The sequence below is a fragment of the Aliiroseovarius sediminilitoris genome (genome assembly GCF_900109955.1).
Lineage (GTDB): Bacteria > Pseudomonadota > Alphaproteobacteria > Rhodobacterales > Rhodobacteraceae > Aliiroseovarius > Aliiroseovarius sediminilitoris.
Window position 1 is genome coordinate 2,171,309 of record NZ_FOJB01000001.1, and the last position, 15,595, is coordinate 2,186,903.

Sequence of the window (15,595 nt, forward strand, 5' to 3'; positions counted from 1 at the left end):
GTGCAGGTCAGGGGTGACAACCTCATTGGTTGAGGCTGCGATGAGTTTTCTCTACTTATCATAACGTCACCCCGGATCGCGATCCGAAATGACGTATCCCCGACGGATCAGCCTAGCTGAACACCTCGCCCCCCGGCTTGGCCGCATCTTTCAACAGATCAAACGCGTATTGCGCAACCGAGCGGAAACAGACCAGAACCGCAGTCTCGTCATCTTCCAGATAGAACGCGGCGGGGATCTGGGCGATGCGGGTGCGACGCAGCATGCCGGGCTGCATGAGCGAGGTATCGGCGGGGGTCAGTTTGGCGATCACTTCGCGACAAGCGGTCCCCTTCACGCGAAACACCGCGCGGGCGTCTGAGACATTGACCACCAGAGCATGCTCTTTTGCCAGCGCCCTGGTCGCGGCCTCAACCACTTTCGGGGCCTCAATGTGGTCGGTGATCAGCAAAAGCTCATCGGGAGACATCCAGCCAACACGGCCCTTTACGCCGTCGGTGATCTTGCCCTGCCCCGGAATGGCCGCGCCCGTGGCGGCTTTCACCGCCTTGGCAACACCTGTCGATGACAGGTCGCCACGCAGCGTGATCATGCCGACCAATCCGGCCTCTTCAACCTTACAGTAGCCGTCAAAGGACGCGCCTTGAAGTGCCGACACAGCATCAGACATTTTGCTTCTCCCCGTCCTTGTCATAGAAGACCGGATCGCAGATCCGCGCCTTGATCACCGTGTTCGACCCATCCACCGTCGGAAAGTCCACCACTTCGCCCATCCGGTCCGGTCCATGCTTCACAAGCCCCATCGCAATGCCTTTCTTGAGCGTCGGCGAATAATAGGTCGAGGTCACACGCCCGATCATGTTGCGCTGGCCATATTCGTTATTGCCATCGGCCACCGCATAGGCCCCGTCCGGCAGAACCGATCCGTCCAGCGTTTCAAGCCCGACCAGTTTCCAGCGATCGGGGTCGGTCATGTGGCTGCGCTGTTGGGCGCGTTTGCCAAGAAAATCCTCTTTCTTCTTGGAAATCGCCCAGTTCAGCCCCAGATCCTGCGGGATCACGGTGCCGTCGGTTTCGTCCCCGATCATGATGAACCCCTTTTCGGCCCGCATGATGTGCAGACATTCGGTGCCATACGGCATGACGCCGAACTCTTCCCCCGCCTCAAGCAGCGTATCCCAGAAGGCGCGGCCCTGGCTGGCGGGCACGGCGATCTCGTATGACAGCTCGCCCGAGAACGAGATGCGATAGACGCGCGCGTCGAACTCACCGATCTTGCCGTCTTTCCACTGCATGAAGGGCAGAGTTTCCTTGGACACATCCATCCCGCCCAGTTTCTCAAGCAGCTTGCGCGCGTTGGGGCCGACCACGGCGACCTGCGCCAGTTGCTCGGTCACGTTGGCAACATAAACTTTCCAGTCCCACCATTCGGTTTGCAGCCATTCCTCCATCCACGCGTGGATGCGGTCGGCGCCGCCCGAGGTGGTGTGGCAGAGCCACGTGTCGTCATCTATGCGGGCCACAACACCGTCATCGGACAGGAAACCGTTTTCCGAGCACATCAGACCATAGCGGCATTTGCCGACGGCCAGGTTCGACATCATGTTGGTATACATCATGTCCAGAAACTTGCCCGCATCCGGCCCCTTGACGATCAGCTTGCCCAGCGTCGAGGCATCCAGCAGCCCCAGCTTTTCGCGGGTATTCAGGACCTCGCGATGCACGGCTTGCTCGTTGGTCTCGCCCGGCTTGGCATAGCAATAGGGCCGACGCCAATGGCCGACGGGTTCCATATAGGCACCCGCGTCTTCGTGCCACTGGTGCATCGGCGTGCGCCGGATCGGCTGGAAGATTTCGTGGCGCGCTTCGCCAGCAATCGCCCCGAAGCTGATCGGGGTATAGGGTGGGCGGAAGGTTGTCGTGCCGGTCGCCGGGATCGGTTGACCCAATGCGTCAGAAAGCACCGCCAATCCATTGATATTGGACAATTTACCTTGGTCTGTCGCCATACCCAACGTGGTATAGCGCTTGGTGTGTTCAACGCTTTCATAGCCCTCGCGCGCGGCCAACTGCACGTCCGACACCTTCACGTCATTCTGATAATCCAGCCACATTTTCATGCGTTTCTGATGACCAGCGCCCTGCGGCATGATCCAGACGGGGGCCATGGGCTGCGTGCTTTCGGCCTCCGCCTTTGGCCCCGCCTTGCGCACGGCTTTGCCGCCTGCCGCCTTGGCGGCCCGCTTGCCTGCCTCATAGGCATTCGACAAGACCCCCGCCAACCCCATCGGACCCGAGGCTGAGCCTGCGGTGACAACAAAGGGCTGACCGTCATGCCCGGTGGGTGCACGGTCCGGATCGGGGCGGAAATGCGCCTGCTCCTCGTCCCAGATCAGCTTGCCTCCACAATGCGACCACAGGTGCACGACAGGCGACCAACCGCCCGACATGGCGACTGCGTCGCAGGCAATTTCCTCGACCGCGGCACCCTCGCCCGCTTGGGCGCAGATCGACACGCCCGTCACGCGCTTGCCGCCGTTCACCTTGGCAATCGCCTTGCCAACCTCGACCCGGATGCCGGCGGCGCGAGCGGCTTCTGCCAACGGGCCGTTGGAATGATCTCGCGCGTCCAGAATAACCGGAACGTCTAGCCCGGCTTCGTTCATCACAAGTGCAGTGCGGTAAGCGTCATCATTGTTGGTCACAACCACGGTGCGGTCGCCCACGGACACGCCCCAGTTCACCGCATAATCGCGCACGGCCGAGGCCAGCATCACGCCGGGGATATCATTGCCCGCAAAGGACAAGGGACGTTCAATCGCACCGGTCGCGGTGACGATCTGCTGCGCACGGATGCGCCACAGGCGATGGCGCGGGCGGTCATCGCCCGGCGTATGATCGGCCACACGTTCATAGCCCAGCGCATAGCCGTGGTCGTAGACGCCCGATCCCATCATGCGGGTGCGCAGGGTCACATTGTCCATTGCTTCCAACTCGGCCAACGTGGCGGCAATCCAGTCATCGGGCGACTGCCCGTCGATCTCGCCCCCGTCAACCGGCGCACGTCCGCCCCAATGGTGGGTCTGCTCCATCACCAGCGTTTTCACGCCCGAACGACCAGCGGCCAGAGCAGCCGCCAGACCGGCAACACCGCCACCGATCACCACGACATCGGTGTGGTGATAGAAATGCTCATAGCGATCCACGTCCGCCTCGGTCGGCACATTGCCCAGACCAGCGGATTTGCGGATGATCGGCTCGAACACATGTTTCCAAGCGGGCGCGGGTGCCATGAAGGTCTTGTAATAGAACCCCGCTGGCAGGAAGCGCGCGGCATAGTTGTTCACCACGCCCACATCGAACTCAAGGCTCGGCCAGTGGTTTTGCGAGGTGCAGGTCAGACCGTCAAACAGCTCGGTCGTGGTGACGCGTTGGTTGGGTTCAAAACGCCCGCCCTGCCCCATGTTTACAAGCGCGTTGGGTTCTTCCGCGCCGGATGCGACGATGCCACGCGGGCGGTGGTATTTGAACGACCGACCCACCAGCATCTGGTCTTCGCCCAGAAGGGCCGCGGCCAGCGTGTCGCCCTCATACCCCTTCATACGTTTGCCGTTGAAGGTGAAGTTTTTCGGTTTGGTGCGGTCGATCAGGCGACCGCCTTGTGCCAGACGGGTGCTCATTTCCAGCCCCCCCATTCAGGATGTTTCTTCTTGATCGCGGCGACCAGTGCTTTCGGCGGCTCATAGGTCTGGGCCGGATAGGTGCCGTAGACCTCGAGCGTCATGGTGTTGCGCGCCGCGTGGAACCACTTGCCGCAACCCGAGACATGCCGCCAGCGTTCAAAATGAACGCCTTTGGGGTTCGCGCGGTGGAACAGATAGGTCTCGAAATCATCATCGGACGAGCCGGGCCCGAAACGCTTCAGATGCGCCTCGCCGCCGCCATGCAGGTCCGTTTCATCGGCCATCACGCCGCAATAGGGGCATTCAAGGATCAGCATGGCTGCACTCCTTTCAAGAAAAACAGAGGATCGCGCCCGGCCCGTGGGTGGGCGTGTTCACGCCCGCCCTGGGGGGCGGGTCGGGCGTGATCCGTCGCGGCAAGCGCGACGGAAGATGAGGGATTCGCACTCGGGAAACCGCCAGAGGACTTCGTGCATCGGGAAAAACTAAGAACTGCGCGACGCTGGAACAAACCAGCGCGGTCTGCGCTTTTTCTTAGGAGAATCCTCAATGTGGATTGACCAACGTGATGTAGAATCTTGGGCAGTTGAGCATTCATGTGATCAGGTGCGAAGATGGTTCTATCTGCACGAACGGTGTCACAATCGCGAAGCCTACCAAGCGCTTTGCGATCAATATGCCTACGAAACTGATCCTCAAAACATTGGAAAATGGATAGATGAGCAACCATCAGTGAGCCACCCCCGCAGCCACGCTCTCATCAATAAAGCGTCCTTCGGTGAAGCGGTTCAGGCCGAACGCGCCAGCAAGCGATCCGGGTTCGCCTTTGGCAACGGTTTCGGCCATGGCCCAGCCCGATCCGGGGATCGATTTGAAGCCGCCTGTGCCCCAGCCGCAGTTGATGAAGCAGTTGCCCAAGGGCGTTTTGCCGATGATGGGGGAACGGTCTCCGGTCACGTCCACGATGCCGCCCCATTGGCGCAGCATTTTCAGGCGCGAGATGATGGGGAAGGTCTCGACCAAGGCGCGCACGGTTTCTTCCACGTGGTGGAACGATCCGCGCTGGGTATAGTTGTTGAACCCGTCAGTGCCGCCGCCAATGACCAGCTCGCCCTTATCGGACTGAGACATATAGCCGTGCACGGTGTTGGCCATCACGACCACGTCGATGCAGGGTTTGATCGGCTCGGACACCAGCGCTTGCAGCGCGACGCTTTCCATCGGCAGACGGAAGCCCGCCATATCCGCCAGCGCCCCCGCATTGCCCGCGACAACCATCGCCAGCTTGTCACAATCAATCTGACCGTGGGTGGTATCAACCCCGGTGACGTTGCCGCCCGACTGACGCACCCCGGTCACTTCGCATTTCTGGATGATGTCCATGCCCATGTCGGAACACGCACGGGCATAGCCCCACGCGACCGCATCGTGCCGCGCCGTGCCGCCGCGGGCCTGCCACAGCGCGCCCAGAACGGGATAGCGCGGACCGTTGATGTTCATGATCGGCACCAGTTCCTTGACGCGCTGGGGCGAGATGAACTCGGTCTTCACACCTTGCAGCGCATTGGCATGCGCCGTGCGCTCATATCCGCGCACCTCGCTTTCGGTCTGGGCCAGCATCATGACGCCACGCGGGCTGAACATGACGTTGTAGTTCAGGTCCTGGCTCATCGTCTCGTAAAGCGAGCGGGCCTTTTCATAGATCGCCGCAGAAGGGTCTTGCAGATAGTTCGACCTGATGATCGTGGTGTTACGACCGGTGTTACCGCCGCCCAGCCAACCCTTTTCGATGATCGCCACATTGGTGATCCCGAAGTTTTTACCCAGATAGAAGGCCGTGGCCAACCCGTGCCCACCCGCGCCCACGATGACCACATCGTATTTCTTCTTCGGCTTCGGTGAAGCCCAGGCGCGTTCCCACCCCTGGTGATAGCGCGCAGCCTCACGCGCAATGGCAAATGCAGAATAGCGTCGCATGCGAATCCCCTTGGTTGGGCGCTCTGTTTCATGTCGGTTCTAGACTCTAGCGACGTTTTCTCACGACAATCCAGCGTCATATGAAATGAAAAAGGCGACATGAACCGTCATTTGCGGCTCTACGCGGCTTCGTGATTGTCGCACCTGATCATTAAGGGTTTTGCCCGTCCCCTTTGCACATTAGATGAAGGGAAACGTAAACACGCGGAGGAACCATGGTTTTCTGGCTGCTCATCGGGGCACTGACCCTCGCCACCATTCTGGTTCTGGCGCGACAAATGCTGCGCCTGCGCGATACCGCAACCTCGAATGACGACGACACATCGAAGCTGAGTTCTGACATGAAGGTCTATCGCGACCAGCTCAGCGAATTGGATCGCGATGTTGCACGTGGCACGGTGACAGCCCAGGACGCAGAACGCGCGCGCATCGAGATCTCGCGTCGCTTGCTTGAGGCCGACAAGGCAGCTCAAGCCAAAACCCGACCAACCGACGCGCCTCGAACCCTCAGCCGACTGGCGCTCGGTCTGTGTGCAATCCTGCTGGCAGGCGGCGCATTCGGTCTTTACTGGCTTCTCGGCTCACCGGGCTTTCAGGATTTGGGCCGTGAAAAGCGCATCGCCAAGAGCCAGGAAATGCGTGAGAGCCGCCCCAGCCAGGCCGAGGTCGAAGCGGACATGCCGCCGTGGCCCGGCCCCCCCGCCGAAGCGCCCGCGGATTATCTTGAGCTGATTGAGGGCTTGCGTGACGCCGTCACCAAAAACCCCGATGATCCGCACGGGTTGGACCTGCTGGTCCAGCACGAAGCCGCCATCGGCAATATGGTCGCGGCGCACAAGGCGATGGGACATCTGATTGAGGTAAAAGGCGCCGCTGCAACAGCAGACGATTTTGTCCGGCAGGCCGACCTGTTGGTCAATGCGGCTGGTGGATTCATCTCGCCCGAGGCGGAAGACATGCTCAGAAAGGCGCTTGAGCGTGACCCCAATCACCAATTGGCGCGCTATTATTCCGGGCTGATGTTCGCCCAGAACGGCCGCCCCGACATGGGCTTCAACTTGTGGCGCGGTTTGTTGGAAGAAGGACCGGACACGGCCATCTGGTGGTCCTCGGTGCGTTCGCAGATCGGCAGCCTCGCAACCTTTGCGGGCGTGGACTACACACCGCCTGACGCGCCCACACGCCCGGCCGTGCCCAACCTGACGGGTCCCAGTGCCGATGACATCGAAGCTGCACAAGAGATGAGCGGAGAAGATCGCGCCGCGATGATTCAGGGGATGATCGACCGGCTTTCCGAACGACTGGCGACCGAAGGTGGCACACCCGAAGAATGGGCGCGCCTGATCAACGTGTTGGGCGTTGTCGGCAACACCGGGCGCGCCAGCACGATCTGGGACGAGGCCCAAACCCTGTTTCAGAACAATCCCGATGCGTTGGCAACCGTTCGCATAGCCGCCGAACAGGCCGGGGTCGCCCCGTGATCTTCGAAACGGTCCAGGAGTTTGCCGCCGCGCTGCCCCCGATGTCGGCGCTTGCCGGGCTGGACCTTGGCACCAAGACCATCGGGGTTGCGGTCTCTGACCGGATGCGACAGGTCTCGACCCCGCTGGAAACCATCAAACGCACCAAATTCACTGCTGACGCTGCCCGGTTGCAGACAATTATCACGGATCGTGAATTGGGCGGGTTGATCCTTGGCCTGCCGCGCAACATGGACGGCAGCGAAGGTCCACGCGCTCAATCCACCCGCGGTTTCGCCCGCAATCTGGAGAAACTGACCGATATCCCCATCACCTTTTGGGATGAACGCCTGTCCACCGTTGCCGCCGAACGCGCCCTGCTAGAGGCGGATACCTCCCGAAAGCGTCGCGCCGAGGTGATCGACCATGTCGCCGCAGGCTATATCCTGCAAGGTGTGTTGGATCGAATGAGGCATCTGTAATGTCAGACGACATCTGGAAACGGGACGAGGTCGAAAGCCCCTGTATAAACATCTGTGTGGTCCACCCGGCCGCGCGCATCTGCACCGGATGTTACCGCTCGATTGACGAGATCGCCCATTGGTCCCGACTATCGCCCGACGCACGCCGCGCGGTGTTAAGTGAATTGCCGGGCCGCAAAACGCAATTGTCAAAACGACGCGGCGGGCGCAAATCGCGGCTCAGCCAGACCTGAAACCGCTCTCCACAACGTGACCCGGCGCGGCGGAAATTGCGGATAGGATCAGGGCAAAAGGACCCCCGATGACCATATTTCTCCGCTATGTCTTTGGCGCAATTGCGCTGCTTGTTGCGTCACCTTCGCTTGCGGAAGGCTGGAAAACCAGACCCGGTGACACCAGAATGGAGCAGGCCGACCTGAGCAGCACTGTGTCGGGCCAAACGCTGACATTCTACGATGGCGCCACCGCCGTCTTCAATCGGGACGGGACATATTCCTATACCTATGGCGGCAGCGGAACATGGCTGGGCGAATACAAGATCGGCACTGACAGCACTGCCTGCGTGGTGTTCGTAACGGGGGTGTCGCGCTGCGACCTTTATGTCATGAACAACGACCAACTGGTTCTGATCACGAAAAACGATCTACGATTTCCGATCCAGTCAATCACCGAACATTGACGCCAATGGCCAACTCAAACCGTCAACGAAGGGGCTTCGCCGCTCATGCCTTTGGTGCTCATCCAAGGATGTTTGGGGCCAGAGGAAGGACAGCAGATCCTACCTCGCAGCCCGAGCGCACACTGATCGGCATTAAGCACCGCGTGACTTATCAACGACCATGGAAATGCGAGGATTTGCGTTTCTTCTGGCCAAAAATATCCTGGGGGTGAGAGCCGTCGGCTCGAGGGGGCAACGCCCCCACATTACTCCGCCGCCTCTTCGGACTGCTTCTCGAGTTCCGCGGCGCGCTTCTCGACCAGTTCTACGATATGGTCGACCATTTTTTCGTTGTCGAGCTTGTGATCCTGCTTGCCCGCCACATACACCATGCCTGACCCGGCACCACCGCCAGTAAAGCCGACATCGGTCATCAGCGCCTCGCCCGGGCCGTTTACCACGCAGCCGATGATCGACAGGCTCATGGGGGTATGAATATGCGCAAGGCGTTCTTCCAACGTCGCGACGGTCTTGATCACATCAAACCCCTGCCGCGCACAGGAAGGGCAGGAGATGATGTTGACCCCCCGGTGCCGCAGCCCGAGGCTTTTCAGAATTTCAAAGCCCACCTTGACCTCTTCCACCGGGTCGGCAGACAGGCTGACACGGATCGTGTCCCCGATCCCGGCCCAAAGCAGATTGCCCAGTCCGACGGCGCTCTTGATGGTGCCGGACACAAACCCGCCCGCCTCGGTGATCCCAAGATGGATCGGCGCGTCCGTTGCCTCGGCGATGCCGTGATAGGCAGCCGCGGACAGGAACACATCGGAGGCTTTCACGCTGATCTTGTAGTCCCGGAAATCGTTGTCTTCGAGGATCCGAATGTGGTCCAGACCGCTTTCCACCATCGCTTCGGGGCAAGGTTCGCCATATTTTTCAAGCAGGTGGCGTTCAAGGGATCCAGCGTTCACTCCAATGCGGATCGAGCAGCCGTGATCTTTTGCGGCCTTGATCACTTCACGTACTCGGCTTTCATCACCGATATTGCCGGGGTTGATGCGCAGGCAGGCCGCGCCTGCCTCGGCAGCTTCGATGGCGCGTTTGTAGTGAAAATGGATATCCGCCACAATCGGCACCGGGCTTTCAGCGGTGATCTCTTTCAGCGCGGTTGTCGCTGCAACATCCGGGCAGGAGATGCGCACGATATCGGCTCCGGCCTCGGCGGCCGCCATAACCTGTGCCAATGTCGCCTTCACATCAGAGCTGTCGGTGTTCGTCATCGTTTGCACGGCAATCGGTGCCCCGCCGCCCACCGGTACGTTGCCGACCATAACCTGCCGCGACTGACGCCGTTCGATGTCACGCCATGGACGGATTGGATTGTGAGACATGGGGATCACTCTTTCGCCGATATGTTCGCGGCCAGGGATAGCGCGCGCGGGACGCGGCGACAAGCACGCACCGCCACTGCGCGATTGCAATGTATGATGTTACTGAGCCGGGTTCAGTTCAGCCACATAGGTCGCCAGATCGGCGTCATTCGCCAGATCAGCGATGGCGAAGACCTCGGTCAAGGCCTCTTGTGACAAGGCCACGTTTTTCACGACAGACGGACCATCACCCGATGGGCCATAGGCGGTGCCGTTCACGGCGAAGTAAACCGATCCCGCATTGCCGGTGCGCATCACAGGTGCCTGTTCGGTTTTGGGCAACACGTAATGCTCTCCCGCATCCAGTATCTTTTCGAAGATGACGGTTCCATCCGCAGATTGGATACGAACCCAAGACGGGCGTACGGCAAATATGGCGACTTCCGCTGCTTCAGCACCCAGAACTTGCACTGCACGGGTGGCAGATTCGGCATTTCCTTCAGCGGTCGGGGAAATTCCATCAGCGGTCGGGGAAATTGCATTTGCTGCAATCCGTTGCGTGTCACGCGAAGCAATCGCATCGCTGTTCGGGCGTGATCCAAACAACGCGGGTGCGGCCCCCAGATCAGGCGCAGTCACACCGGCCAGCACACCAACGCTGGCAGGGTCGAGCGTCGAGATTGGTGCATCCCGATGGGTCAGAACCGGCACTTCCAGCGCCTGCGGACGATAAAGCCGATCCAGTGCTTCCGCCGACGGGGGCTGGGACAGTCCCGCACCGGCTTCGGCCATGATTTCAGTGTCGTCATCCGCGGCAAAGCTGGCAGGTCCACCGCCAACATCCGGCAACTCGGCCAGCACACCGGGCGTTTGTTCAATCGGCGCGAAATCGACACGTTGAATTTCCTGCAACACGGACCAACCGCCATAGCCAAGCAACCCGATCAGCGCCGCAAGCACGGCCACCGAGCCGACAGCGCCGGGCTCGATCCCTGCAAAAATGCTTTCGGTCTGGGGCACCCAGTTGGCATTGGGATTGGCCAGCGGATCGCCACTGTGATCAGCCCGTTTCGTAACTTTTTTGGTCTTGTCAGACTGGCTGGAGGCACTTGCGGAAAGTCCATGCGCGGTGGTGAACCCACTTTCCTTGCAGAAGGTCTTATAGGCCCATTCCGGGTCCATCCCCAAATACCGGGCATAGGACCGGACATAGCCTGCTATGAAGCCCTGTGTTTCAAACGCGGACACATCGGCGTTTTCAATGGCGGCAATATAGGTGGCTTTGATCTTGAGTTCGCGCTGGACATCCAACAGCGATTTACCAAGCGTCGCACGTTCGCCACGCATGACATCGCCAAGTCGCAGATCGAAAGAATCAAAGCCGGTTGGCTTCTCTTCTTCCTCGACCCGAGACGTGTTCCAACGCCCGATCATCCAGCTGCTCCTCGTGCCTCATGTGTCCCAAATGAAGCCAACGATTCGCGGTCGTTGCCTTCGCTAACGGAAAGGTAACACATTCTCACAAAATGTGCAGTCCGTGATTGGAGTTAAGCAGAAAGCTCGGCGCGATTTAGCTCACAATGCGACCAGAGCTGATCAAGGGCGTTGATCAGGGCATCCATTTCCTTGGGTCCATGCACCGGCGACGGGGTAAACCGCAGCCGTTCCGTACCGCGTGGGACCGTAGGAAAATTGATCGGCTGAACGTAAATACCGAAGTTTTCCAATAACATATCTGACAGTTGCTTGGTATGGACGGGGTCGCCGACAATCAGCGGAACGATGTGCGAATCATGGTCGATGATTGGAAGTCCAAGCGCTTTCAAGCGGGTTTTTAGAATCTTGGCCTGGGTCTGGTGCGCCTCGCGCAAAGCCTGATCTTCTTTCAGGTGTCTGACCGACGCCGCTGCCCCTGCCGCCACGGCCGGGGGGAGCGATGTGGTGAAGATAAAGCCCGGTGCATAAGAGCGCACGGCGTCACACATTTTCGCGGATGCGGCGATATAGCCGCCCATCACGCCATAGGCTTTTGCCAGGGTGCCGTTGATGATGTCGATCCGGTGCGCAAGGTTGTCACGCTCTGACACCCCTGCCCCGCGCGGGCCATACATGCCCACCGCATGCACTTCGTCGATATAGGTCAGGGCGCCGAACTCGTCCGCCAGATCACAAAGGGCTTCGATCGGGCCGAAATCGCCATCCATCGAATAGACGCTTTCAAACGCGATCAGCTTCGGGGCGGCCGGGTCGTCGGCTTCCAGAAGCTCGCGCAGATGGGCAACGTCATTATGGCGGAAGATTCGTTTCGCACCGCCATTGCGGCGCACGCCTTCGATCATCGAGGCATGGTTCAACGCATCGGAATAGATGATCAGGCCGGGGAACAGTTTCGGCAGAGTAGACAGGGTCGCATCATTCGCGATGTAGGCCGAGGTGAAGATCAGCGCGTCTTCCTTCCGGTGAAGGTCGGCAATCTCGGCTTCCAGCCGTTTGTGATAGATGGTCGTGCCCGAGATGTTGCGGGTTCCACCCGACCCTGCGCCGGTCGCCTCGATCGCTTCGTGCATGGCGTCACGCACTTTGGGGTGCTGCCCCATGCCCAGATAGTCGTTGCCGCACCAGACGGTCACCGGCATCTCGGAGCCATCGGGCTTTTTCCACGTGGCGTGGGGGAACTGGCCTTGATGACGCTCGATTTCGATGAACGTGCGATAGCGGCCTTCGTCATGCAGACGCTGCAGCGCCACATCAAGCTCGTGATTATAATCCAAGGTTCCCTCCTGGCCGGTCTGATCCTGTTCGTTCGTTCAACATACAGGGTATCACCTCACAAACATATTCGAAAACTCGATATGTTTTTCCCTGAACGTCGCTGCTTGCCGAGTTAACGGTTTGCAGGCGGGTTTTACATTGATCCATCTCAAACGGAACCCTTTTTGGGTTTTCCGCGACACTACGTCCCCCTTTTCTGCGCAGGGTGGACAGTGCCGGTCGGCCTGTTAGGGTCTGCGCCGATAACACCTGATATGGGAGCTTTCCATGACGCTCGGCCCTGTTCTGGACCGCATTGATGCGGACCTTCCCGACGCAATCGACCGCCTGCTTGCGCTGCTGCGGATCCCGTCCATTTCGACCGATCCGGCTTATGCGGTGGAGTGTCAGAAGGCCGCAGATTGGCTGGTGGATGATCTGAAAACGGTTGGTTTTCAAGCCGATAAGCGACAAACGCCGGGTCATCCCATGGTCGTCGCACACGCCGATGGACCCGCGGATACGCCGCATTTGATGTTCTATGGCCATTATGACGTGCAGCCGGTGGACCCCTTGGATTTGTGGGACACGCCGCCCTTTGAACCCGCCCTTGAGGACACGCCAGCGGGCAAGGTGATCCGGGGCCGCGGGTCGTCAGATGACAAGGGTCAGCTGATGACTTTTGTCGAGGCCTGTCGGGCGTGGACTGCGGTCCACGGCAGCCTGCCGGCCCGCATTTCACTGTTTTTTGAAGGCGAAGAAGAATCGGGGTCTCCGTCGCTGATCCCCTTCATGGAAGAAAACAAGGATGAGCTGACCACCGACATTGCGCTGATCTGCGACACCGGTTTGTTCGAATCAAAGACCCCCGCGATCATCACCCAACTGCGCGGTATGACCTGCGAGGATTTCACCATCACCGGCCCCGACCGCGACCTGCATTCGGGCATGTATGGTGGTGTGGCGATGAACCCAATCCGCATCCTGACCCGTGCGCTGGCAGACCTGCATGACGACACGGGGCGCATCACCCTGCCCGGCTTTTATGACGGGGTCGAGGAGTTGTCAGACGAGATTCGCGCCCAATGGCAGGGGCTGGGCTTTGATCATGTAAAATTCCTTGCCGATGTCGGATTGAAACATCCGGCAGGCGAACAGGACCGCATGCCGATTGAAATGCTGTGGTCGCGGCCCACCTGTGATGTGAACGGCATCTGGGGTGGCTATACCGGCGACGGGTTCAAGACCGTGCTGCCCAGCAAGGCGTCCGCCAAGGTCAGTTTCAGACTGGTGGGCAAGCAAGACCCGGACGCGATCCGCAAGACCTTCCGCGCCTATTTGGAAGACCGTCTGCCCGACGGGTTCACCATCGAATACCGCACCGAAAAAGGCGCGCCTGCCGCGCAGGTCTCAACAGATAACCCGATGTTTGAACAAGCCCGAAAGGCGCTGACCGACGAGTGGGGCATCCCGGCGGCTTTTGCTGGCTGTGGCGGCTCGATTCCGATTGCGGGCTATTTCAAGGATATTCTGGGCGTCGATGCGATGCTGATCGGATTTGGCAAGGATGACGACAACATCCACAGCCCGAACGAGAAATACGATCTGGAGAGCTTCCATAAAGGCATCCGCAGCTGGGCACGTATTCTGGCAGAACTGTCCTGAACAATCTGGTCCGGTGCCGTGTGTGCCGGGCCGGTCTTTAACCTTCGCGAGATGTCGGCCCCGACCGATAATAACGCACGATCTTGATCAACAAGATCACCCACGGCCCGCCATGCATCACCAGATCCAGCATATCGAGCGGACGCACCACGCTGCCTGAAAACAACAGCCCCAGCTTTTCCCAGACATGCGGCGGCGTAAACGGGGCCAGGCCGATGGTTGCGCAGAAAATCACAACGGTGAAAAACGGAATGTCGTCAAAGATCGACATCTTGCGTACCTTCTTTGCAAGCCTTATTCCCGCGCGCTCGACACAGGCAGTTTACCGTTTGAACTTCTGGCTGAATATGTGGTGAAGTGGCGCGGTTGACGGGGCTCGAACCCGCGACCCCCGGCGTGACAGGCCGGTACTCTAACCAACTGAGCTACAACCGCGCGTGGCGGCGTGAATACAGCGGCGGTGATGGGCCGTCAATGGGGAAATGGCACGCTTTGGCGGGCTGGTTTGCGCGTATGACAAGAGGCCCGAAAACGAAGAAACCCCGCCAATGGCGGGGTCGCTTTCGGGCAGTGGTGGCGCGGTTGACGGGGCTCGAACCCGCGACCCCCGGCGTGACAGGCCGGTACTCTAACCAACTGAGCTACAACCGCTCACTGCCAAGCCTTGCGGCTTGTTCGGGCGTTCTAGGCCGCAGGCCCAAGGGCGTCAAGCGGCCATTTCCCATTTTCCGGATTATTTTTCGATGGTCCGGTGCCCATGCCGGGGCGACAGGTGAAAGATGATCCCCTGACCGCCGGGAAGGTCCAGCATGTCATCCGCGGTCAGCCCCATCCAGCGTGTGCGCAGCACCCTTGACAGGATGCCATGGGTGAAGATGACTGCCGGGCCTGCCAAATCCCCAAGAAACGCATCCGCCCTCAGCTCGAGATCACGGTAGCGCTCGCCCCCCGGAGACCTGAAATGCCAGTTGATCGGATCCTCTTCAGACATCGCGGCAAGCGCGGGCCAACCGGCTTTGATCCGGGCTTGGGTCAGCCCTTCCCACGCACCGAACGCTACTTCACAAAGTCGCGCATCTTCGGTCACGGGCCAGCCGAACGGTGCCAGCGACAGGGCCGCGGTCTGAAGCGCCCGCCCCTGCGGTGAACTGAAGGCTTTTATATCCTCGCGTTCGCCGACGACGCGTTGCAACATCTCGCCCATGTCACGGGCTTGCTGACACCCCAACTCGGTCAGGGGTGAATCCAGGCGCCCTTGTTGGCGCCGCGCCAGGTTCCATTCGGTCTGTCCGTGACGGATGACGAAGATTTCGGGATAGAGCTTGGTCATGCTGATCCACGGCTATGGCTTAACATGCACCAATATTACCGCAGCCAACATGAAATACCACTGAAGGGGAGTGGTGGGTCGTGAGAGGCTCGAACTCCCGACATCTTCGGTGTAAACGAAGCGCTCTACCAACTGAGCTAACGACCCGTTGCGCAGCTAATAGCCTTGGCAAACCGGGGATTGCAAGAGTGGTTTGCACCAAGGGGTGAAAAAATCTGC

Annotated in this window: 14 protein-coding genes, 3 tRNA genes and 1 pseudogene; 5 read left to right on the forward strand and 13 right to left on the reverse strand. The window is 59.8% G+C overall.

What is annotated here, in order from left to right:
* Positions 1 to 112: 112 nt before the first annotated feature.
* The 4 genes from BMY55_RS10720 to BMY55_RS10735 all read right to left on the reverse strand — a co-directional run bounded on the left by BMY55_RS10720 (position 113) and on the right by BMY55_RS10735 (position 5,660).
* Positions 113 to 670: a sarcosine oxidase subunit gamma gene (locus BMY55_RS10720; protein WP_091430571.1), complete on the reverse strand. Its 558-nt coding sequence runs from the start codon at positions 668 to 670 to the stop codon at positions 113 to 115.
* Positions 663 to 3,680 (reverse strand): sarcosine oxidase subunit alpha family protein, encoded by a 3,018-nt coding sequence (locus BMY55_RS10725; RefSeq protein WP_091432386.1) that lies wholly within the window; start codon positions 3,678 to 3,680, stop codon positions 663 to 665. Before BMY55_RS10725 ends, BMY55_RS10720 begins: the two co-directional genes overlap by 8 nt.
* Entirely contained in the window at positions 3,677 to 4,000 is a 324-nt protein-coding gene (locus tag BMY55_RS10730; RefSeq protein ID WP_091430572.1) for a sarcosine oxidase subunit delta, read from the reverse strand. The genes BMY55_RS10725 and BMY55_RS10730 overlap by 4 nt, the downstream gene beginning before the upstream one ends.
* Before the next feature lie 412 nt (positions 4,001 to 4,412).
* Positions 4,413 to 5,660 carry a sarcosine oxidase subunit beta family protein gene (locus BMY55_RS10735; protein WP_091430573.1) on the reverse strand — a complete coding sequence of 416 codons (1,248 nt, stop codon included), beginning with the start codon at positions 5,658 to 5,660 and terminating at the stop codon, positions 4,413 to 4,415.
* Positions 5,661 to 5,875: 215 nt separating this feature from the next.
* Here BMY55_RS10735 and ccmI point away from each other — a divergent pair, with 215 nt between their 5' ends.
* The 4 genes from ccmI to BMY55_RS10755 all read left to right on the forward strand — a co-directional run bounded on the left by ccmI (position 5,876) and on the right by BMY55_RS10755 (position 8,281).
* Positions 5,876 to 7,141 carry a c-type cytochrome biogenesis protein CcmI gene (ccmI, locus tag BMY55_RS10740; RefSeq protein ID WP_091430574.1) on the forward strand — a complete coding sequence of 422 codons (1,266 nt, stop codon included), beginning with the start codon at positions 5,876 to 5,878 and terminating at the stop codon, positions 7,139 to 7,141.
* 41 nt (positions 7,142 to 7,182) lie between these two features.
* Positions 7,183 to 7,602, forward strand: a complete 420-nt coding sequence (gene ruvX / locus BMY55_RS10745) for a Holliday junction resolvase RuvX (RefSeq protein WP_407639078.1) — start codon at positions 7,183 to 7,185, stop codon at positions 7,600 to 7,602.
* Positions 7,602 to 7,835: a DUF1289 domain-containing protein gene (locus BMY55_RS10750; protein ID WP_091430576.1), complete on the forward strand. Its 234-nt coding sequence runs from the start codon at positions 7,602 to 7,604 to the stop codon at positions 7,833 to 7,835. The genes ruvX and BMY55_RS10750 overlap by 1 nt, the downstream gene beginning before the upstream one ends.
* 68 nt (positions 7,836 to 7,903) lie before the next feature.
* Complete coding sequence (locus BMY55_RS10755) at positions 7,904 to 8,281, forward strand: hypothetical protein (RefSeq protein WP_091430577.1); 378 nt, start codon at positions 7,904 to 7,906, stop codon at positions 8,279 to 8,281.
* Between the two features lie 245 nt (positions 8,282 to 8,526).
* On the opposite strand, the gene ispG is transcribed toward BMY55_RS10755, so the two are convergent.
* The 4 genes and pseudogenes from ispG to hemA form a co-directional block, all read right to left on the reverse strand.
* Positions 8,527 to 9,651 (reverse strand): flavodoxin-dependent (E)-4-hydroxy-3-methylbut-2-enyl-diphosphate synthase, encoded by a 1,125-nt coding sequence (gene ispG, locus BMY55_RS10760; protein ID WP_091432389.1) that lies wholly within the window; start codon positions 9,649 to 9,651, stop codon positions 8,527 to 8,529.
* 99 nt (positions 9,652 to 9,750) lie between these two features.
* On the reverse strand, positions 9,751 to 10,812 hold the full coding sequence (locus BMY55_RS10765) for a DUF4115 domain-containing protein (RefSeq protein ID WP_407639079.1): 1,062 nt from the start codon (positions 10,810 to 10,812) through the stop codon (positions 9,751 to 9,753).
* A pseudogene (locus BMY55_RS17200) lies at positions 10,813 to 11,064 on the reverse strand (helix-turn-helix domain-containing protein); the annotation flags it as partial.
* A gap of 113 nt (positions 11,065 to 11,177) precedes the next feature.
* The gene (gene hemA / locus BMY55_RS10770; RefSeq protein ID WP_091430579.1) at positions 11,178 to 12,401 is read right to left on the reverse strand and encodes a 5-aminolevulinate synthase; all 1,224 of its coding nucleotides are present in this window, start codon (positions 12,399 to 12,401) and stop codon (positions 11,178 to 11,180) included.
* 268 nt (positions 12,402 to 12,669) lie between these two features.
* Here hemA and BMY55_RS10775 point away from each other — a divergent pair, with 268 nt between their 5' ends.
* Positions 12,670 to 14,046, forward strand: a complete 1,377-nt coding sequence (locus BMY55_RS10775; protein ID WP_091430580.1) for a M20/M25/M40 family metallo-hydrolase — start codon at positions 12,670 to 12,672, stop codon at positions 14,044 to 14,046.
* A 37-nt stretch (positions 14,047 to 14,083) separates the two neighbouring features.
* Here the strand turns inward: BMY55_RS10775 and BMY55_RS10780 are convergent, their stop codons facing one another.
* The 5 genes from BMY55_RS10780 to BMY55_RS10800 all read right to left on the reverse strand — a co-directional run bounded on the left by BMY55_RS10780 (position 14,084) and on the right by BMY55_RS10800 (position 15,523).
* Entirely contained in the window at positions 14,084 to 14,317 is a 234-nt protein-coding gene (locus BMY55_RS10780; protein ID WP_091430581.1) for an RND transporter, read from the reverse strand.
* 87 nt (positions 14,318 to 14,404) lie between these two features.
* Positions 14,405 to 14,481, reverse strand: a tRNA-Asp gene (locus BMY55_RS10785).
* Positions 14,482 to 14,620: 139 nt separating this feature from the next.
* Positions 14,621 to 14,697 (reverse strand) — tRNA-Asp (locus BMY55_RS10790).
* A gap of 82 nt (positions 14,698 to 14,779) precedes the next feature.
* Positions 14,780 to 15,376: a histidine phosphatase family protein gene (locus BMY55_RS10795; protein ID WP_091430582.1), complete on the reverse strand. Its 597-nt coding sequence runs from the start codon at positions 15,374 to 15,376 to the stop codon at positions 14,780 to 14,782.
* A 71-nt stretch (positions 15,377 to 15,447) separates the two neighbouring features.
* Positions 15,448 to 15,523: transfer RNA gene (locus BMY55_RS10800), tRNA-Val, on the reverse strand.
* Between the last annotated feature and the right edge of the window lie 72 nt (positions 15,524 to 15,595).

Coding starts and splice junctions, on each gene's coding strand:
- BMY55_RS10720 (WP_091430571.1), bottom strand. CDS start 670: ATGTCTGATGCTGTGTCGGCACTTCAAGGCGCGTCCTTTGACGGCTAC.
- BMY55_RS10725 (WP_091432386.1), bottom strand. CDS start 3,680: ATGAGCACCCGTCTGGCACAAGGCGGTCGCCTGATCGACCGCACCAAA.
- BMY55_RS10730 (WP_091430572.1), bottom strand. CDS start 4,000: ATGCTGATCCTTGAATGCCCCTATTGCGGCGTGATGGCCGATGAAACG.
- BMY55_RS10735 (WP_091430573.1), bottom strand. CDS start 5,660: ATGCGACGCTATTCTGCATTTGCCATTGCGCGTGAGGCTGCGCGCTAT.
- ccmI (WP_091430574.1), top strand. CDS start 5,876: ATGGTTTTCTGGCTGCTCATCGGGGCACTGACCCTCGCCACCATTCTG.
- ruvX (WP_407639078.1), top strand. CDS start 7,183: ATGTCGGCGCTTGCCGGGCTGGACCTTGGCACCAAGACCATCGGGGTT.
- BMY55_RS10750 (WP_091430576.1), top strand. CDS start 7,602: ATGTCAGACGACATCTGGAAACGGGACGAGGTCGAAAGCCCCTGTATA.
- BMY55_RS10755 (WP_091430577.1), top strand. CDS start 7,904: ATGACCATATTTCTCCGCTATGTCTTTGGCGCAATTGCGCTGCTTGTT.
- ispG (WP_091432389.1), bottom strand. CDS start 9,651: ATGTCTCACAATCCAATCCGTCCATGGCGTGACATCGAACGGCGTCAG.
- BMY55_RS10765 (WP_407639079.1), bottom strand. CDS start 10,812: ATGGACCCGGAATGGGCCTATAAGACCTTCTGCAAGGAAAGTGGGTTC.
- BMY55_RS10775 (WP_091430580.1), top strand. CDS start 12,670: ATGACGCTCGGCCCTGTTCTGGACCGCATTGATGCGGACCTTCCCGAC.
- BMY55_RS10780 (WP_091430581.1), bottom strand. CDS start 14,317: ATGTCGATCTTTGACGACATTCCGTTTTTCACCGTTGTGATTTTCTGC.
- BMY55_RS10795 (WP_091430582.1), bottom strand. CDS start 15,376: ATGACCAAGCTCTATCCCGAAATCTTCGTCATCCGTCACGGACAGACC.